General features: G+C 64.7%; 16 protein-coding genes. 6 read left to right on the top strand and 10 right to left on the bottom strand.

Annotated features, from left to right (window positions below; all coding sequences use genetic code 11):
* Positions 1-4: 4 nt before the first annotated feature.
* The 6 genes from ACQRD3_RS02645 to galE all read left to right on the top strand — a co-directional run bounded on the left by ACQRD3_RS02645 (position 5) and on the right by galE (position 6,489).
* Entirely contained in the window at positions 5-976 is a 972-nt protein-coding gene (locus ACQRD3_RS02645) for an ABC transporter ATP-binding protein (RefSeq protein ID WP_427779657.1), read from the top strand.
* Positions 969-1,949, top strand: a complete 981-nt coding sequence (locus ACQRD3_RS02640; RefSeq protein ID WP_080906809.1) for an ABC transporter ATP-binding protein — start codon at positions 969-971, stop codon at positions 1,947-1,949. Before ACQRD3_RS02645 ends, ACQRD3_RS02640 begins: the two co-directional genes overlap by 8 nt.
* 23 nt (positions 1,950-1,972) lie before the next feature.
* Positions 1,973-3,343: an amidohydrolase family protein gene (locus tag ACQRD3_RS02635; RefSeq protein ID WP_427779655.1), complete on the top strand. Its 1,371-nt coding sequence runs from the start codon at positions 1,973-1,975 to the stop codon at positions 3,341-3,343.
* Positions 3,344-3,380: 37 nt separating this feature from the next.
* On the top strand, positions 3,381-4,496 hold the full coding sequence (locus ACQRD3_RS02630; RefSeq protein ID WP_427779653.1) for an alanine racemase: 1,116 nt from the start codon (positions 3,381-3,383) through the stop codon (positions 4,494-4,496).
* A gap of 147 nt (positions 4,497-4,643) precedes the next feature.
* The gene (locus ACQRD3_RS02625) at positions 4,644-5,342 is read left to right on the top strand and encodes an ATP-binding protein (RefSeq protein WP_427779652.1); all 699 of its coding nucleotides are present in this window, start codon (positions 4,644-4,646) and stop codon (positions 5,340-5,342) included.
* Between the two features lie 160 nt (positions 5,343-5,502).
* The gene (gene galE / locus ACQRD3_RS02620) at positions 5,503-6,489 is read left to right on the top strand and encodes a UDP-glucose 4-epimerase GalE (protein WP_427779650.1); all 987 of its coding nucleotides are present in this window, start codon (positions 5,503-5,505) and stop codon (positions 6,487-6,489) included.
* 77 nt (positions 6,490-6,566) lie between these two features.
* On the opposite strand, the gene ACQRD3_RS02615 is transcribed toward galE, so the two are convergent.
* The 10 genes from ACQRD3_RS02615 to ACQRD3_RS02570 form a co-directional block, all read right to left on the bottom strand.
* The gene (locus ACQRD3_RS02615; RefSeq protein WP_427779648.1) at positions 6,567-7,901 is read right to left on the bottom strand and encodes a transglutaminase-like domain-containing protein; all 1,335 of its coding nucleotides are present in this window, start codon (positions 7,899-7,901) and stop codon (positions 6,567-6,569) included.
* A 113-nt stretch (positions 7,902-8,014) separates the two neighbouring features.
* Positions 8,015-9,229: an FprA family A-type flavoprotein gene (locus tag ACQRD3_RS02610; protein ID WP_427779646.1), complete on the bottom strand. Its 1,215-nt coding sequence runs from the start codon at positions 9,227-9,229 to the stop codon at positions 8,015-8,017.
* Positions 9,230-9,398: 169 nt separating this feature from the next.
* Positions 9,399-10,112: a V-type ATP synthase subunit D gene (locus tag ACQRD3_RS02605; RefSeq protein ID WP_427779644.1), complete on the bottom strand. Its 714-nt coding sequence runs from the start codon at positions 10,110-10,112 to the stop codon at positions 9,399-9,401.
* 3 nt (positions 10,113-10,115) lie between these two features.
* Positions 10,116-11,498 (bottom strand): V-type ATP synthase subunit B, encoded by a 1,383-nt coding sequence (locus tag ACQRD3_RS02600; RefSeq protein WP_080906816.1) that lies wholly within the window; start codon positions 11,496-11,498, stop codon positions 10,116-10,118.
* Positions 11,495-13,267 carry a V-type ATP synthase subunit A gene (locus ACQRD3_RS02595; protein WP_427779642.1) on the bottom strand — a complete coding sequence of 591 codons (1,773 nt, stop codon included), beginning with the start codon at positions 13,265-13,267 and terminating at the stop codon, positions 11,495-11,497. The genes ACQRD3_RS02600 and ACQRD3_RS02595 overlap by 4 nt, the downstream gene beginning before the upstream one ends.
* 291 nt (positions 13,268-13,558) lie before the next feature.
* The gene (locus ACQRD3_RS02590) at positions 13,559-13,873 is read right to left on the bottom strand and encodes a V-type ATP synthase subunit F (protein ID WP_080906818.1); all 315 of its coding nucleotides are present in this window, start codon (positions 13,871-13,873) and stop codon (positions 13,559-13,561) included.
* On the bottom strand, positions 13,866-14,855 hold the full coding sequence (locus ACQRD3_RS02585) for a V-type ATPase subunit (RefSeq protein WP_427779641.1): 990 nt from the start codon (positions 14,853-14,855) through the stop codon (positions 13,866-13,868). Before ACQRD3_RS02585 ends, ACQRD3_RS02590 begins: the two co-directional genes overlap by 8 nt.
* Before the next feature lie 27 nt (positions 14,856-14,882).
* Positions 14,883-15,575, bottom strand: a complete 693-nt coding sequence (locus ACQRD3_RS02580; protein ID WP_080906819.1) for a V-type ATP synthase subunit E family protein — start codon at positions 15,573-15,575, stop codon at positions 14,883-14,885.
* A gap of 30 nt (positions 15,576-15,605) precedes the next feature.
* Entirely contained in the window at positions 15,606-16,091 is a 486-nt protein-coding gene (locus ACQRD3_RS02575; RefSeq protein ID WP_080906820.1) for a V-type ATP synthase subunit K, read from the bottom strand.
* 14 nt (positions 16,092-16,105) lie between these two features.
* Positions 16,106-18,028: a V-type ATP synthase subunit I gene (locus tag ACQRD3_RS02570; RefSeq protein WP_427779638.1), complete on the bottom strand. Its 1,923-nt coding sequence runs from the start codon at positions 18,026-18,028 to the stop codon at positions 16,106-16,108.
* Positions 18,029-18,041: the final 13 nt, after the last annotated feature.

The raw sequence follows: 18,041 nt of genomic DNA, 5'->3' as shown, positions 1-18,041 counted from the left end.
CGGCATGGAAGAGAAAATTTTAGAGGTAAACGACCTGTCGGTCTCCTTCTCCGGCGGGGTGCAGGCGGTCTCCGACGTCAGCTTCGACCTGCGCCGGGGCGAGGCCTTCGCCCTGGTGGGGGAATCCGGCTGCGGAAAATCCACCACCGCCCGGGCCATTCTGCGGCTCATCCGTTCTCCGGGGCGCATCACCGGCGGGCAGGTCCGCTTCGAGGGCCGGGATCTGCTGGAGCTGAGCTCCAAAGAGATGAGCCAGGTGCGGGGCCGGGAGATCGGCATGATCTTCCAAAATCCCCTGGACTCCCTTAACCCGGTCTATACCATCGGAGGCCAGGTCACCGAGGGTCTGGTGGTGGATCGGATGGAAAAGCGGGAGGCATGGCGTCTGGCCGCCGACATGTTCCGGGACGTGAAGATCCCCGACGCGGAGAAGCGGATGAAATCCTATCCCCATGAGATCTCCGGCGGTATGCGGCAGCGGGTGATGATCGGCATGATGCTCTGCCGCCACCCCAAGCTCCTCATCGCCGACGAGCCCACCACCGCCCTGGACGTGACCATCCAGGCTGGGATCATCGAGCTGATGAACGACCTGCGGCGCAAGTACGACACCGCCGTGCTGATGATCACCCACGACTTCGGCATCGTGGCCGACATGGCCGACCGGGTGGGCGTGATGTATGCCGGAAAGCTGGTGGAGCTGGGGGATGTGTACACCATCTTCGACCGCCCCCTCCACCCCTACACCCGGATGCTGATGAAGGCCCTGCCCGTTATCACCAAGAAAGAGGGGCGGCTGGCCACTATTCCAGGCACCGTGCCGGATCTCTCCAAGCCGGTGAAGGGCTGCCGGTTCGCCGACCGCTGTCCCGACGCCTGCGGGATCTGCCGCAGCGCCGCCCCGGCCCTCACGGAGTGCCAGCCGGGACACCTGTGCGCCTGCCACAAGGAAAAGGGAGGTGGGGCGCATGTCTGAGACGCTGCTGTGCATTGAGCACCTGAAAAAGTATTTCCCCCTGAAAAGCGGGCTGAAAAAGAACGCCGCCTTCGTCCGGGCCGTGGACGATGTGACGCTGGACATCCACGCCGGAGAGACTCTGGGCCTGGTGGGGGAATCCGGCTCGGGCAAGACCACCCTGGCCAAGATGATCCTGGGGCTGATGGAGCCCACAGAGGGGACCATCACCCTGGACGGGATGGACATCCACGACCGGGGCCGCCGCAAAGAGCTCTCCCACTGCGTGGGCGCCGTGTTCCAGGACCCGGCCTCCTCCCTCAATCCCCGCGCCACCGTTTACCGCTCTCTGGAGCGGCCTTTGGAACTGAACGGCTGCTCCAAAGGGGATGCCCGGGACCTCATCTATGAGACTGCCGAAAAGGTCAACCTGGGCCGGGAGCTGCTGGAGCGCTTCCCCTATGAGCTCTCCGGCGGGCAGCAGCAGCGGGTGTCCATCGCCCGGGCCATTCTGCTCAAGCCCAAGCTGCTGGTGCTGGACGAGCCCACCTCCGCCCTGGATGTGTCTGTGCAGGCCCAGACCCTCAACGAGCTGCTGGATCTCCAGCAGAAGTTCGGCCTGACCTATCTGTTCATCACACACAACCTGTCGGTGGTGCGGTATATGAGCGACCGCATCTGCGTCATGTACGGCGGAAAAGTCATGGAACTGGGCGAGGCGGAGGAGATCTACGGGCATTACCGCCATCCCTACACCTTGAGCCTTCTGTCTTCGGTGCCCCCTCTCCACCCCAGCCAGCGGGAGCGGAAAAAGGTCCTGCTCACCGGAGACATGCCCAGCCTCATCGGGGAACTGACCGGCTGCCGGTTTGCCTCCCGCTGTCCCTTCGCCCAGGAGAGCTGCCGTACCGAGGAGCCCCCGTTCCGGGATCTGGGGGAGGGCCACCGGGTGGCCTGTTCCCTGGCCGAGACCCTGGACTTTCCAAACCGCTGAGGAGAGAAAGGAAGTCTTGATTCATGTATGATACCCTGATCGTGGGCGGGCGCTTCCCCGACTTTGACGCCGGGGCGCTGGTCCCCGCAGAGATCGCCCTGGAGGGCGGAAAGATCGCCGCTCTTCTTCCGCCGGGGGAACGGCCCCAGGCCCGCCGGGTGGTGGACGCCGCCGGCAAGGTGGTCTCCCCCGGTTTCATTGACCTGCACATGCACGAGGAGGAATTTGCCGGAGACAGCCGCCGGTACGACATCTCCGAATATATGGCCCTCCAGGGGGTCACCACCTGCGTAGGGGGCAACTGCGGCCAGCAGAATCACTCCATGGCCCGGTTCAAGGAAATTTTGGCTGCCAACGGCGGCGCTCCGGCCAACTACATCTTGCTGGCCGGCTACAATTCCCTCCGGGAGGCTGAGGGACTGGGCTGGTACGACGCCGCCCCCGAGGCCGTCCGGAAGCGCATTCAGAGCCGTCTGGCCGAGGAGCTGGCGGAGGGGGCCTGGGGCCTCTCCTTCGGTCTGGAGTACGCCCCCGGCATCTCCGAGGAGGAGATGACCCGGGCGGTGGAGGCAGTCCGGAGCTTCGACCCCTTTGTCTCCATCCACTTCCGGGCCGACTGCGAGGAATGTATGTCCTCTCTGGAGGAGATGGCCCGGCTGTCCCGGCGCACCGGCTGCCGGGTGCAGGTCTCCCACCTCAGCTCCCTGGCGGGCACCGCCCACAACATGCCTCAGTCCCTGGCGTTCCTGGAGCGGGAGATCCGGGAAAACCCCCTGCTGGGCTACGACACCTACCCCTACGCCGCCTTCTGCACCGGCATCGGCACCGCCGTCTTCGACATGGACTGGCGGGAGAAGTGGGGGGTGGACTACGACATCATCCTGCTCCTTCACCCCCCCTATGCCGGGCGGCGGTGCACAAAGGAGCTCTATGAGAAGGTCCGCCGGGAGACCCCGGAGGTCAACGTGGTGGCCTTCGCCATGGATGAGGAGAGCATCCGCACCGCCATCGCCCACCCCGCGGGGCTTCTGGGCAGCGACGGCAGCATCAGCGGCGGCTGTCTGGGCCATCCCCGGGCTGCGGGGACCTTCCCCAGGATCCTGGGCAAGTATGTCCGGGAGGAGAAGGCCCTCACGCTGATGGAGGCCCTGGACAAAATGACCCGCCGGGCGGCCCGCCGTCTGGGCCTGTCCGGAAAGGGGCAGGTTGCTCCGGGCATGGACGCCGACCTGGTCATTTTTGACCCGGACACCATCGCCGAAGGAGCAGAATTTACCGACATCACGCTCCCCAACCGGGGGATCGACCTGGTGCTGGTCTCAGGGGCTCCCACCGTGGAAAACGGTGTGCTCACCGGGGCGCTGCCCGGCCGCTTCCTGTGCCGGACAAACTGAAAATCTTGCCGCTTTCAAGAGGCAGAGGAGGATTTTTATGGAGTACAAGCGTTATCCCAGACTGCGCTGCGACCTGTCCCGGCTCCGCCGGAACGTGGAGAGCGTGACCCGGCGCTGTCACGCCGCCGGAATTCGGGTGGCGGGGGTCGTCAAGGGAGCCAACGGCCTTCTGCCCATCACCGAGCAGTATGCCTTGGGGGGCTGCGATCAGATCGCCTCCTCCCGGCTGGATCAGCTGGAGCGGGCGGCGGGTCTGGGCCTGCCCACCATGCTCATTCGGGTGCCCATGCGCTGCGAGCTGGAGGATGTGGCCCGGGTGTGCGACTACTCCCTGGAGAGCGACGCCGATACCCTCACGGAGCTCAATGTCCTCTGCGCCCGCCGGAACAGGCGGCACAAGGTGGTGCTCATGGCCGACCTGGGCGACCTACGGGAGGGCTGGTGGGACAAGGACGAGCTGACGGTTCAGGCCCTCCGGGTGGAGCGGGAGCTGAGCCATCTGGATCTGGCGGGGATCGGCACAAATCTGGGCTGCTACGGTGCCATCGTGCCAACCGTGGAAAAAATGGAGGAGCTGGCCGCCCTGGCGGCGCGGATCGAGGCGGCCATCGGCCGGAAGCTGGAGATCGTCTCGGGAGGGGCCACCACCTCTTTCCGCCTGGTCCATCAGGGAACGATGCCCGCCGGAATCAACCACCTGCGGATCGGGGAGGCCATTTTGGTCAACTACGACCTGCCCCATGAGTGGGGGATCTCCGATCTGGATGACCTCTCCTCTCAGGTATTTACCCTCCAAGCGCAGGTTTTGGAGTGCCGGAGAAAACCGAGCTATCCGGAGGGGGAAATTTTCATCGACGCCTTTGGCCGCCGGCAGGAGTACCCCAGCCGGGGCATGCGCCGCCGGGCGCTGATCGGCGTGGGCAAGCTGGATCTGGGCAGCGCCATGCGTCTGATCCCGCGGGATGTGGGAATTGAAATTCTGGGCGGCTCCAGCGACCACACCATCCTGGATGTGGAGGACTGCCCCCGGCCCCTGAAAGCGGGAGACATTTTGGAGTTTGATCTGGACTACACGGCAGTGCTCTTTCTCACCGCCGGATCCTATGTGGCGCTGGACTTCCTTCCGGTCGAAGAATCCGCCGCTCTGTGCTGAGGGGGCGGCAAACCCATTCAATCCGGGCGGGCCTGCGGAAGAAATCTCCGCAGGCCTGTTTTTTTAATTGAAGTGTTGTAAAAACAACATCTTTTCATCGGGAGATCGTGTATCATGAAGACAAACAAACAACAGGAGGAAGCTGCTATGGTACGGAAGATCATCCACATTGATGAGGAAGCCTGCAACGGCTGCGGCATCTGCGCCGCCGCCTGCCACGAGGGGGCCATCGGCATGGTGGACGGAAAGGCAAAGCTGCTGCGGGAGGACTATTGCGACGGCCTGGGGGACTGCCTGCCCGCCTGCCCCACCGGGGCCATCACCTTTGAAGAGCGGGAGGCACCGGCTTATGACGCAGCCGCCGTGGCCCGGAGTAAGGCCGCCCAGGCCGTGCCCCTGCCCTGCGGCTGTCCGGGGAGCCAGTCCCGGGCACTGCGTCGGGAGCACACCGATAAGCCGGAGGTCCCTGTATCTGTGTCTGTGGACTCCCAGCTCAGCCAGTGGCCGGTGCAGATCAAGCTGGCCCCGGTGAACGCCCCCTACTTTGACGGGGCCCACCTTCTGGTGGCCGCCGACTGCACGGCATACGCCTACGGAAATTTCCACCGGGACTTTATCCGGGGGAAGATCACTCTGATCGGCTGCCCCAAGCTGGACGAGGGGGACTACACGGAAAAGCTCACCGAGATCCTGGTCCGGAACGACATCAAGGCCCTCACTGTGGTGCGCATGGAGGTGCCCTGCTGCGGCGGTATCGAGCGCGCAGCGGTGACCGCCCTGAAAAACAGCGGGAAGTTCATCCCCTGGCAGGTGGTGACTCTTTCCACCGACGGGCGGATTCTGTAACCAAATCCCTATCGCATTCCGGCAGACACTGTGATATAATAAGAAACTGCAAAGCGGTTCCTTATTATATTTTCGGCACACTTCGCGTCCCTGCCTGTGCCGGGGTCCGTGAAGGATGCCGGAAACCCATCCATACATTCAAAAACAAGGAGGGTGCGCCATGAAAACCATTCTGGTAGCCGGCGGCGCCGGCTACATCGGCAGCCATATGGTGGCGCTGCTGGTGGAAAAGGGCTATGACGTCGTGGTGGTGGACAATCTGTGCACCGGACATTGGCAGGCGGTCAGGGGAGCGAAGCTCCGGGTGGGCGACGTACGGGACGCGGCCTTCCTCGACCGGGTATTTACCGACGATCCCATTGACGGCGTTATCAACTTCGCCGCCTATTCCCTGGTGGGGGAGAGCGTCACAGATCCGTTGAAATATTACGGAAACAACTTGGCGGGAGCCCAGTCCATGCTCACCGCCATGAAGAACCACAAGGTGAACAAGATCGTCTTTTCCTCCACCGCCGCCACCTACGGTGAGCCGGAGAAGCAGCCCATCGAGGAGACCGACCGCACCGACCCCACCAACCCCTACGGCGCCAGCAAACTGGCCATCGAAGGGATGCTCAAGTGGTGCGACCGGGCCTACGGCATCCGCTATGCCGCCCTGCGCTACTTCAACGCCGCCGGGTCCAACACGGCTGTGGGCATCGGAGAGGATCACTCACCGGAGACCCACCTCATCCCCCTGGTCCTCAAAACTGCCCTGGGTCAGCGGGAGCACATCGGCATCTTCGGGGACGACTACCCCACCGCCGACGGCACCTGCATCCGGGACTATATCCACGTCCGGGATCTGGCCGAGGCCCACCTGCTGGCGCTGGAATATCTGGATCGGGGCGGAGAGAGCGGGCCCTTCAACCTGGGCAGCGGCGACGGCTTCTCTGTGAAGGAGATCATCGACACCGCCCGGAAGGTCACCGGGAAACCGATCCCCGCCAAAGTGGAACCGCGCCGGGCAGGCGACCCGTCGATCCTCATCGCCTCTAACCAGAAGGCCCGCCAGGTGCTGGGCTGGGTCCCCCATCGGGGACTGGAGGAGATCATCTCCGACGCCTGGACTTGGCACCAGAGCCACCCCCAAGGCTACGGGAAGTAAAATATTAAAAACAGGGAGTATTCTCACATAACGAGAATACTCCCTGTTTTTATAACCTGTGCAATTTTCTCCCCCACTTACTCCAACTCGAAGGACAGCAGCTCCACACCGCGCTCCATGTCCGGGCTGTCCAGCCCCACTCCATCCACCGTCATCTCCCCCCGTTGGTTGTCGTAGGGGTCCTGGCGGACTTCCGGGTCGGGAGGCGTGAGGGGCGCCTGAAAGGCGGAGTTGGCCACCATGCGCCAGGGGTCCAGACTGCCGAAATAGTGCTTCCTGCGGCGGGTCTCTCCGTTCCGGCGGGAGGAGGAGCCGAAGGAGGGGTCGGCCCACAGCCAGCCGTGGGGGGCGATGTAGAACATGGCCCAGTCGTGGGAACCCACATGGTCCGGCCGGACGGCCAGACCGCTCTGCCACCGGGCAGGGATGCCCGCAATGCGGCAGAGGGTGATGAAGAGCAGGGCCATTACCCCGCAGTCCCCCCGCAGCTCCTTTGCGCAGGTGTCGGCAATGACGTCCAGCTGAAGATAAGCGGGCTGATAGCGGTAGTCCACGTTTCCGGTGACGTAGTCGTAGATGGCGGCCGCCTTTTCCGCCGGGGAGGCGCAGCCCTCAATCAGTCGGGCGGCCAGCGCCCGCAGGTAGGGCGTGAAAGCCAGGTGGGGAAGCTGCTCGGCGGTGTCGAAGGTTGGCTGGACAGGGTCCCAGGGGAGGGTAAGGGGGTCGGTAAACACCGCCCGGTGGCAGTAACGGTAGGTGACGGTGAAGCTGTCCCGATCCCGGCTCTCCCAGAAAACTGTCCGCTGGGGGGCGTCCTCCGGGGCGAGGAGGTACCCCGGGGTGGCGTCCAGGATCTCGATGCCGCTCTGCTGGGGGCACCGGGCGGGCACGGGGAGCCAGGCCTGCACCGGCTTTCCGGCGGCGGGCATCCTGGTACGGATCGTGGCCTTCAGGGTGATGTGGGCGGTGAGGGCCCCCTCCCGCTCCATCCGCTCCAGCACAGCGTCCCGCTGGGCATTGTCCACCGGCTCCTGCTTCAGGCCCGGGGCCTCCCGGGGGTAGATGCGCAGGGAATCCAGGAAATCCTTGTGATAGCGGCTTTCCCCTTTGATGTTCCGCCAGTCGATGCGCCCGGCATCCACCAGGGCGTCGAACTGCGCCCCGGTAAACTCCGGCCACTCCGCCCGGATCATGGCCAGCGCGGCGGCGCGGCTGTAAGGATAGTCCCTGGGCAGTCTCTCCAGCCGCACCCGCTCGGCCCGGAGGCGGGGAGCCAACTCCCCCAGCGCATCCCGGGCCAGCTCCCGGTCGATGAGCCGCAGAGCCCCCTCCAGGTCCCCCATGGCCTTCCGCCGGGCGATCTCCGGGGGCAGCGTGGTAAACAGATGGAAAAAATCGTCGTTTTTCGTCATGGTGTGTCGCTCCTCTCATTGTTGTTCAGCATACCACGCAAAAGCGGCGAAGGCAAGAAAAAGGGCCTCCGGAGGATCTGCTCCTCCGAAGGCTCTTCTCATCCATACGGTCTTTATCCCTGCACCGAAGCGGCCAGGGCGTCGGCCAGGGCCTCCAGCTCCCCGGCCCGGGCGGAGGGCAGGGTGGACTTGAGGGTGAGCCGGGAATCCAGAAGGCGGCAGTCGGCCAGCTCGCCTGTGACGAATTTCTCCATGAGCTCCCCGGATTTGGGGGCCCAGGTGCCGTTTTCCAGGATGGCAAAGGTCCGGTTCTGGACATTGAGGGCCTTCATATCCTCCAGGAAGTTCAGCATGGGAGGATAGATCCCCATGTTGTAGGTGACCGAGGCCAGCACCACGTGAGACAGGCGGAACACCTCGGAGATGAGGTAGGAAACATGGGTTTCGGACACATCGAAGAGGGAAACCTCCTTTATGCCCCGCTCGGTGAGCGCGGTGGCCAGAGCCTCGGCGGCCTGTTCGGTGCCGCCGTACATGGAGCCGTAGACGATGACCACACCCTTCTCCTCGGGGGCATAGCGGCTCCAGAGGTCGTACTTGTCCACAAAATAACCCAGTTCAGTACGCCATACCGGCCCGTGAAGGGGGCAGATGAACTTCACTTTATCTCCCAGCGCAGCCACCTTGTCCAGCAGGGCCTGCGTGGGCGCGCCGTACTTGCCCACGATGTTGGCATAGTAGCGCCGGGCCTCGTCCAGCCAGTCCCGCTCAAAGTGCAGCTCGTCGTTGAAGAGCCTGCCGTTGAGCGCGCCGAAGGTGCCGAAGGCGTCGGCCGAGAAAAGGACGCCGCTGGCCTCGTCAAAAGCCGCCATGGCCTCCGGCCAGTGAACCATGGGAGCGGAGTAGAAGGTGACGGTGTGGCGGCCAAAGGAACGGGAATCCCCCTCGCCCACAGTGATACGCTCCGTGTCCGGTCCGGCAAACTCGAACTGGTCCAGGAAGCGGAAGGCCACAGCGCCGGAAATGAGCTTGACGCCCGGCCAGCGGGCGATCACCGCCTGAAGCCCCGCCCCGTGATCGGGCTCCAGATGGTCCAGCACCACATAGTTCAGCTCCCGTCCGGCCAGCAGGTGCTCCACATTCTCCACCAGCTGACGGCTGGCCGACCAGTCAGCCGCGTCGAACAGGACGGTCTCTTCGTCCAGCAGCAGGTAGGCGTTATAGCTCACGCCTCTGGGGACGGGATGGATATTTTCAAAGCGAGACAGGCGGCGGTCATTCCCGCCCACCCAATAGAGATCCTCGGTGATCTTTCGTACACAGTACATCGAGCCGTTGCCTCCTTTATGTTTTTCGGTGGTATTGTATCACAAATAATGGGGAAAGAAAAGAGGGGAGGTCTGTGCGCAGCAAAAAATACGCCGCCTTCCCCTTCTCAAAAGACGCAGGCGGCCTTTTTCATCGGCCGCCTGCGTCTTTTCCAATTTATTTTGTCGCTCAGATGGGCTCCGGAGGTGCAGTCTGGCCGCCGAAGGCCTCCACTGCCGCCTCGTCGGCCTCCTGGCGGGCCTCAATGGCCTCCTTCAGGAGCATATCCTTCACCTTCATCAGCCGGATGGTGGAGGCGCGCTCGTTCTCGTCGAGCTTCATGGTGATATACTTGATGGTCTCCTGCATCTGGGGGATCTTCACATACTCCAGCGCGTTGACCCGGCGGCGGGTCTTTTCGATCTCCTGGGCCAGGAGCTGGGAGGTCTTTTCCACCTCAGCCAGCCGCAGCATATCCCGAAAGACCTGGGAGAGGGCCTGCACAGCGTCGTCCAGCTCGCCGGAGGTGGCTGCAAAGCCGTAGGGATAGACCTGCCCGACCTCGCCGCTCCTGGTTTTGAAGTGGTACACCGGCACATCCACCGACATGATGTTTTGGAAGCCCATGTCCAGGGAGACCGACTCCTTGGGATACATAAGGGCCTGCTCCAGCATCTCGGGGGACATCACCGCCGAGGCGGCGGCGAAGGCGGCAGAAGCCTGAGACAGCCCCTCCTCCACCTTTTTCCGCAGCGCCCGGTTCTCCCGCACCACGTCCATGAACTGCTTCATCAGCTCGTCGCGCTTATCCTTGAGCAGCTTGTGGCCCCGGGTGGCGGTGCGCAGCCGGCCCTTGAGCCGGGTGAGCTCCATGCGGGTCGGGTTCACATTGATCGCGGGCATGGCTTACCCCTCCTTTTTCGGGAGGTACTGCTCGATGAACTCGGGCTTGATCCGCTTGAGCTCCGCCCTGGGCAGAATGGACAGCAGCTCCCAGCCCAGATCCATGGTCTCCAGGATGGAGCGGTTCTCGTCCGGGCCCTGGGAGACGTAGCGCTTTTCAAACTCGTCGGCGAATTTGGCGTACAGCAGATCGGTGGGAGAGAGGGCGGCCTCGCCCAGAATGGACATGAGCTCCTTGTTCTCCTTGCCGGTGGAATAGGCGGCAAAGAGCTGGTTCATCACGCCCGAGTGGTCGGCGCGGGTCTTGCCCTCGCCGATGCCCTTGTCCTTCAGCCGGCTCAGGGAGGGGAGCACGTCGATGGGCGGGTTGACGCCCTTGCGGAAGAGCTCCCGGCTCAGAATGATCTGCCCTTCGGTGATATAGCCGGTGAGGTCGGGGATGGGGTGGGTCTTGTCGTCCTCAGGCATGGTGAGGATGGGGATCATGGTGATGGAGCCCGGCTTGCCCAGCTGACGGCCGGCCCGCTCATACATGGTGGCCAGGTCGGTGTAAAGGTAGCCGGGATAGCCCCGGCGTCCGGGGACTTCCTTCTTGGCCGCCGAGACCTCACGCAGCGCCTCGGCGTAGTTGGTGATGTCGGTGAGGATGACCAGCACGTGCATGTTCTTCTCAAAGGCCAGGTACTCCGCCGCCGTCAGGGCCATACGTGGGGTGGAGATACGCTCCACGGCGGGGTCGTTGGCGAGGTTGGTGAACAGCACCGTCCGGTCGATGGCGCCGGTGCGCTTGAACTCCTCCACGAAGTAGTTGGACTCCTCAAAGGTGATGCCGATGGCGGCAAAAACCACGGCGAAGTTGGCGGTGTCCTCCCCCAGCACCTTGGCCTGGCGGGCGATCTGGGCGGCCAGGGCGGCGTGGGGCAGGCCGGAGCCCGAGAAAATGGGCAGCTTCTGGCCGCGGACCAGCGTGTTCAGTCCGTCGATGGCGGAGATACCGGTCTGGATGAACTCGTTGGGATAGTCCCGGGCGGCGGGGTTCATGGGCAGGCCGTTGATGTCCCGGTACTCGTCGGGAAGGATATCGGGGCCGCCGTCGATGGGGCGGCCCATGCCGTTGAACACCCGGCCCAGCATCTCGGAGGACACGCCCAGCTGGAGGGGATGGCCCAGAAAGCGGACCTTGGACTCGGCCAGGTTGATGCCGGCGGAGGGCTCGAAGAGCTGGACCACGGCGTTGTCGCCGTTGACCTCCAGCACCTTGCAGCGGCGCAGGTCGCCGTTTGGGAGCTGGATCTCGCCCAGCTCGTCGTAGGTGACGCCCTGGACCTTCTTCACCATCATCAGGGGGCCGTTGACCTCCTGAATGGTCTTATACTCTCGAATCATACGTCCGCCTCCCCTTTGGCCGCGGCGGCGGCAATTTCAGTCTCCAGAGCGGAGGCAATGGCGGCATAGACCGCCGGATACTCCTCCTGAGGCACCGACTTGGCCCGGCCGATCCGTTCCCGGCTGGGAATGGCAAAGAGGTCGGCGGTGGCGGCTCCCTTCCCGATGGCCTCCCGGCAGAGGGCATCGCACCTCAGGATCAGGCCCAGCAGCTTCTCCTGCCGGTCGTAGGAGGAGTAGCTGTCCACATCCAGGAAGGCGTTCTGCTGGAGGAAGTCCTCCCGGATCATCCGGGCGGTCTCCAGGGTGAGCTGGTCGGCGGGGGACAGGGAGTCCTTGCCCACCAGCTGTACGATCTCGTTGAGGCTGGACTCCTCCTGGAGGATGGCCAAGGCCCGGTCACGGTCAGCCATGAACTCCTCGCCCAGGTTCTCGTCGTACCAGGGCCGCAGGGATTCCAGATACAGGGAGTAGGAGTTCAGCCAGTTGATGGCGGGGAAATGGCGGCGGTAGGCCAGGCCCGCGTCCAGGGCCCAGAACACCTTGACGATACGCATGGTGGCCTGGCTCACCGGCTCGGACAGGTCGCCGCCCGGAGGGGAGACCGCACCCACGGCGGTGAGGGAGCCCCGGCGGTCGTCGGAGCCGATGCACTCCACCACGCCGGCGCGCTCGTAGAACTGGGACAGGCGGGAGCCCAGATAGGCGGGGTAGCCCTCCTCGCCGGGCATTTCCTCCAGCCGGCCGGACATCTCGCGCAGGGCCTCGGCCCAGCGGGAGGTGGAGTCGGCGATGACGGCCACGTCGTAGCCCATATCCCGAAAGTATTCGGCGATGGTGATGCCGGTGTAGATGGACGCCTCACGGGCGGCCACCGGCATATCGGAGGTGTTGGCGATGAGCACCGTCCGCTTCATGAGGGACTCCCCGGTGCGGGGGTCCTGCAGCTCGGGAAACTCCCGCAGCACATCGGTCATCTCGTTGCCGCGCTCGCCGCAGCCGATGTAGATGACGATATCCACGTCCGCCCACTTGGCCAGCTGGTGCTGGACCACCGTCTTGCCCGAGCCGAAGGGGCCGGGGACGGCGGCGGTGCCGCCCTTGGCGATGGGGAACAGGGTGTCGATGATCCGCTGTCCGGAGCACAAGGGGGTCTTGGGGGGATACTTGTGGGAATAGGGGCGGCCCACACGCACGGGCCACTTTTGCATCAGCGTCAGCTCATGGCGCTCCCCGGCGTCATCCACCAGGATGCCGATGGGGTCGGTGACGGTGTAGCTCCCCCCCTGGATGGAGAGGATGGTGCCGCCCATGCGGGGGGGCACCAGGATCTTGTGAAGCACCACGCTGGTCTCCTGGACCGTGCCCAGGATATCGCCGCCGGAGACCTTGTCCCCGGACTGCACGGTGGGGGTGAACTCCCACTTCTTCTCCCGGTTCAGACCGGGCAGCTCGATGCCGCGGGTGATATTGGACCCGGCGGCCCTCATGATCTCCTCCAAAGGCCGCTGGATGCCGTCATAGATATTCTCGATCATGCCGGGGCCCAGCTCCACGGACAAGGGCGCGCCGGTGGTGATCACCTCCGCGCCCGGCCCCAGTCCGGAGGTCTCCTCGTAGACCTGGATGGAGGCGGAGTCCCCGTTCATGGTCAAAATCTCGCCGATGAGCCGCTGGGGACCCACACGGACCACGTCGGCCATATTGGCGTCCGAAAGGCCGGTGGCCACCACCAGCGGGCCGGAAACCTTGACAACTTTTCCGCTCAAGTCGTTCAACCTTCTTCCTTCAGGTAGATTCGCATTCCTGGAACGGCTCCCAGCCGTCCCGGCGGACATTTACAGATGCAGCCACCGTCTGATCCGGGCCCGGAGCCCCCTGGGCGCATAGTCCTCGGACGCCCGGAAGGCCTCTTCCGCTTTCTCAGCCTGCCGAAGCGCCCGTTTTCTCCCCGGCGAGACAGGGCTGCGTCTCGTGTACGATCAGCTCGGTGTTCATCCCGGCACGGGGAAGCAGATCGAAAAACATTCCTGCGCCCCTTTCCCGGTCTGAGACGGTTCTTACAAAATATCCGCGCCCACGGCCCGCTCCACAGCGGTCTTGACCTTGGCCATGCCGATGCCAAGGCTCCCCTCCTTGCCGGGGATGAGGATCACCGCTGGGGTGAGGTCGTCCTGATAGCGGGCGATCTCGGGGCCCATGTACTGGGCAAAGCCCTCGGTGAGATAGACGATGGCGTAGTTCTCCCGGGCCAGCCGGTGAAGGGCCGCCTTGGCCTCCTCGGTGTTCTCCACGGGGAACACATCCAGCCCCAGCGCCCGGAACCCCAGGACGCTGTCCCGGTCGCCCACGGCGGCAATGCGGTACTCAGACATAGCTCTCACGCATCCTTTCCCGGATGGCATCGCCGCTCAGTCCGGCCTTCCGGCCCGCCAAGATGGTGCGGATGGCAGTGGCCTCCGCCTCCCGGGCACACAGGTAGGCCACCACAGGGGCCTCTCCGAAGGCCACCCGCTTGGCCTGGCTCAGGTAGCCGTTCAGGGCGTCGTCACAACACTTTTCAAAGCCGGTGAGGTTCCCGGCCCCCGGGGCGGTCAGACCTGCGCCCAGCTCGGCAGCCTTCTCCAGAGGGGTCCCCGCGAACCGGCGGCTCAGCTCTCCGCCCCTGGAGACGGCGATGGCCCGGGGCTCCACGTTTCCGCCGGGGAGCAGGCTGCCGGCCAGCACCTCGCCCCCCGCGCCCATCCGCTGGCAGCGGACGGCGGTGCGGAGGTTGGCGGCGTCCACTGCCAGACGGACATAGCCCTGCAAAAAGGCGCTCCCGCTGGCCTTGGCCGCGGCGGTCATCTCCTCGTAGCAGGCCCGGTCCAGGATCAGATCGGCGGCCTGGGGATCACCCGAGGCGTTCAGGGTCTCCCGGGCCTCCTCCGCCGCACGGTGAAGAGCCTCCGGATAGTCCCCCAGCGCCCCCCGGCGATAGGCATCGGCCAGCGCCCCGGGGTCATAGCGCCCCCCGGCCATCAGCAGCCGGGCGGCCTCTTCTCCCAGGGCCTCGGCCTTGACCAGGACCTTGAGATTGTGGTAATCGTATTTGATTTGAAACACCTCCACCAGCGCCGGCTGGGGCACGGCCGAGCGCAGATCGGCAAAGAGGCCGGCTCTCGCCCTGGTCAGCACGCGGTTGAGGGCAGGGACCGAGAGGTCCTCCGGCTCTGCGTAGCCGCACTCGGCGAGGATCTTGAGGGCCTCCTCGTCGGTGCGGGCGTCGATCATCCGCTCCCGGCGCTCCCGGCCGAACAGTCTGTTCTCCATGGCCCGGACGCGGGTGGAGATGGAGAGATAATCAGTATCTTTCACGGCTTCCTCCTTTCCCCGGAGGGAGAATCATTCCCGGACAAACAGCACGTCGGCCACCTGGCGCTCCAGCTCTGGACGGGCCAGACGGACCAGGGTCTCAAAGGCGCAGTTCATCTCCACGCCGTCGGCTGCCAGGATGAAGCCCCCCCGAATGGGCCGGGTCTCCTCGGCCAGGGTGAGCATGCCGGTGCCGGCCAGCAGGGCGGAACCGGCGGTGACCACCTTGTCCAGAATGGCGCCGGCGGTGGAACTGGTGAGCTCCTCAGGCAGCTTGGGGGCCACCCGGCGGGCCAGGATCTCGTTGGCCCGGGTGACCACCTGCTTGCCCACGCGGGAGCGGTCCCGCTTGGAAAAGGCGACGCTCTCCCGCCCGGTGACCGACGCCTTGGCCGCCATGGCGGCCAGCAGCTCCACATACTCTTCCTCGGGCAGCCCCAGAAGCTGTTCCAGGGCCCGGTCGAAGGCCTTCCCCAGCATCTCCTGCTTGGCCCCCAGCAGCTTCTTGCGGCCCTCCAGCCGGGCTACGCTGGCCAGGCGCTCCTGCCGCTCGGCGGCATTCTTCTTGCCCCGGGCCAGGATGTCGTCAGTCTCCCGCCGGGCCTTTTCCGCCCACTCGGCGGCAATGGCATCGGCCTTGGCCTGGGCGTCCGCCAAGATGCGGCCGGCCTCCGCCTTGGCGTCGGCATCAATTCGTTCCGTGATCTTATCCAATCCGTTCATACGGTTTCCGCCTTTCCAGTGTGATCCTCATTATGCACTGATATTGATGATCATCAGCATGGAGGCCAGCAGGGAAAGGATGGCGTAGAACTCCACGGTGATGCACAGGATCATGCCCTTGGACCAGTCGTCGGGCTTCTTGGCCAGAATGTTGATGGAGCCGGCTGCCACGCGGCCCTGGGCGATGGCGGAGAAGAGGCCTCCGAGGGCCATGGGCAGGCAGGCAAAAAGGTACTGCATTCCCTGGGCGATGGACAGGTCGGGAAGGGTGCCCGAGAGCAGGCCCATGCGGAAAATGGCGAAAAACCAGACCACCAGGCCGTACAAACCCTGGGTGCCAGGGATGACCTGAAGGATCAGCACCTTGCCGAACTTACCGGGGTCCTCGCAGAGGAGGCCGGCGCCCGCCTCACCGGCGATGCCGGTGCCCTTGGCAGAGCCGATGCCGCTCAGAACCGCCGCCAGGCCCGCGCCCAGCAGCGCCAGGGCCAGACCGCCAATGTTTTCCAAAAACATAATGATTTCCTCCTTTATTCTTGTACCACGTCAATGTATTTGGTCTTGATGTCCAGGGGCTGGAAGGGCTTCCCGCCGTCCTGATAGAATTTCCCGAAGTATTCCAGGCACTGCAGGCGCAGGTCGTGCACATAGCAGCCCAGCAGGTTCAGGGCAAAGTTCAGGGCGTTGCCCGCCAGAGAGATGATGAGGAACAGGAAGATGTTCCCCGGGATGGCGCCCAGGGTGTTGAACACCTGGGCGATCACGCTGCCCGCCAGCATCAGGGCCATCAGACGGGAGTAGGACAGGATGTCTCCAAAGTAGCCTGTGATATGGTTGTAAAGGGAACCGAACACGGCGGTGACCTTGCCAAAGCCCTTGGCGTTCCAGCCGGAGCCCACCAGGATCATCACGCCCCCCACAATGAGGACGATCTTGGTCACGCCCAGAATCGCCAGGCCCGCGCCCAAGAAAACCACCCACCAGGTGACCTCCTCCCAGACGGCGTCCATGACCTGGCCCTTTTTCAGCTTCTCTACGAAGCTGATGGCCATGCCGGTGACGATCTGTACAAAGCCCAGGCACATGGCTCCCACCAGGATGGACAGGGTGTCGTCCAACGGGGTGAAGAGCGAGGGCAGGGCGGTAAGGGTGGTGTTGGGGTCGATGAGTTTGGCCAGCTGGGGGATAAAATCCCCGAAGAAGCCCCCGGTGAGCGCGCCCACCGCAAAAGTGCTCACCCCGCACAGACCCATGAGTCGGAACAGGTGGTCCATGGTCCCCTTGGGCTTGAGCCTCCTGGTGACGATGAGGGAGGCCAGGATCATCAGAAGGCCGTACCCCATGTCCGCCAGCATGATGCCGTAGAACAGCACGAAGAAGGGGGCCATCAGCGGGTTGGGATCCACCCCGCCATAGGCGGGGAGGGAGTACATCTCAGTGACCATGTTGAGGGGCCGGGTAAACCAGTTGTTTTTCAGCTTCACCGGCACCTGGGGATAGTCCTCCGGCGCGGGGTCGGCGGATTCCCATGCGCAGGGGTAGCCGTCCAGCAGGGCCTTCAGCGCCCCCTGATCCTCCGCCGGGAACCAGCCGGCGAGGTAAAAGGTCTCCCCGGTATCCCGGAGCTGGGCCTTGGCGGTCTCCCGCCGTACATCCTGAGCGGTCCGGTCGGCGCACAGCCGCAGAGCGGACCGCTCCCCGGCGTACCCGGCGGCCTTCTCGGCCAGGGCCTGGCGCGCTTTGCGATTGGCCTCCAACTCTCCCTGGAGCCGACGGTCGTTCTCCGCCGCGGTCCCGGTGAGGCCCCGGAAGGTGGCGCGGGAAAAGCCGTGCGCCTGCAGGAGCTCCACGGCCTGGTCAGCCACGCTCCGGTGGCAGAGGAAGAAGAGATACTGAACGTTCCGGTCCCGGCCCGCCGAGGTGAAGGAGCAAAGCTCCCCGGCCTGCCCCAGTTCCCCCAAAAGGGCTTCCGGTTCCTCCCCGGCGGGAAGGGTCCCGAAGAGGGCGGTCACCGACGGGGTGGACGCGGTCTCCAGCGGGATCTCCAGGGACAGCCAAGGGGCCAGGGCAGCCTGCTGGGCCTGGAGCTTTCCGAAGTCCGACTCCAGCGCGGCGATGTCCCGCCTGGCGTCGCAGAGGGCCCCGGCGTCCCGGAGGGCCCGGTCATAGGCCTCCCGGTCCAAGAACTGCTTCCGGGTGACCTCCGGCCGGGGTGAGAAGCCGCCCCCCTTCTCGGGGGCATACTGTTTGAGCGCCTCCAGCGCCTCGGATACCCGGCTCTGCCGCTCCCTTGCCTCCCCCAGCGCCTCGTCGGAGGGGCGGGCAAGAGCTGCCCAGGCCGGATCGTCTCCTGTGTCCTCCGGCTCGTCGATCTCCACGCACCCCAGATCCTGGAGCCGTTTCAAAAGCTCCTCCCGGTCTGCGCGCAGGGCGATGAGCCGCAGGCGTTTCATTTTCACGATAGCC

The organism is Candidatus Pseudoscillospira sp. SGI.172 (assembly GCF_050313575.1).
Lineage (GTDB): Bacteria > Bacillota > Clostridia > Oscillospirales > Oscillospiraceae > Vermiculatibacterium.
This window is presented reverse-complemented; position numbering and strand designations above follow the sequence as displayed.

Bases quoted from the DNA above. Each gene is read 5' to 3' on its own strand.
- ACQRD3_RS02610 (WP_427779646.1), bottom strand. From the start codon at position 9,229: ATGTACTGTGTACGAAAGATCACCGAGGATCTCTATTGGGTGGGCGGG.
- ACQRD3_RS02600 (WP_080906816.1), bottom strand. From the start codon at position 11,498: ATGATTCGAGAGTATAAGACCATTCAGGAGGTCAACGGCCCCCTGATG.
- ACQRD3_RS02615 (WP_427779648.1), bottom strand. From the start codon at position 7,901: ATGACGAAAAACGACGATTTTTTCCATCTGTTTACCACGCTGCCCCCG.
- ACQRD3_RS02645 (WP_427779657.1), top strand. From the start codon at position 5: ATGGAAGAGAAAATTTTAGAGGTAAACGACCTGTCGGTCTCCTTCTCC.
- ACQRD3_RS02590 (WP_080906818.1), bottom strand. From the start codon at position 13,873: ATGTCTGAGTACCGCATTGCCGCCGTGGGCGACCGGGACAGCGTCCTG.
- ACQRD3_RS02630 (WP_427779653.1), top strand. From the start codon at position 3,381: ATGGAGTACAAGCGTTATCCCAGACTGCGCTGCGACCTGTCCCGGCTC.
- ACQRD3_RS02605 (WP_427779644.1), bottom strand. From the start codon at position 10,112: ATGCCCGCGATCAATGTGAACCCGACCCGCATGGAGCTCACCCGGCTC.
- ACQRD3_RS02625 (WP_427779652.1), top strand. From the start codon at position 4,644: ATGGTACGGAAGATCATCCACATTGATGAGGAAGCCTGCAACGGCTGC.
- galE (WP_427779650.1), top strand. From the start codon at position 5,503: ATGAAAACCATTCTGGTAGCCGGCGGCGCCGGCTACATCGGCAGCCAT.
- ACQRD3_RS02575 (WP_080906820.1), bottom strand. From the start codon at position 16,091: ATGTTTTTGGAAAACATTGGCGGTCTGGCCCTGGCGCTGCTGGGCGCG.
- ACQRD3_RS02580 (WP_080906819.1), bottom strand. From the start codon at position 15,575: ATGAACGGATTGGATAAGATCACGGAACGAATTGATGCCGACGCCAAG.
- ACQRD3_RS02640 (WP_080906809.1), top strand. From the start codon at position 969: ATGTCTGAGACGCTGCTGTGCATTGAGCACCTGAAAAAGTATTTCCCC.
- ACQRD3_RS02635 (WP_427779655.1), top strand. From the start codon at position 1,973: ATGTATGATACCCTGATCGTGGGCGGGCGCTTCCCCGACTTTGACGCC.
- ACQRD3_RS02570 (WP_427779638.1), bottom strand. From the start codon at position 18,028: ATGAAACGCCTGCGGCTCATCGCCCTGCGCGCAGACCGGGAGGAGCTT.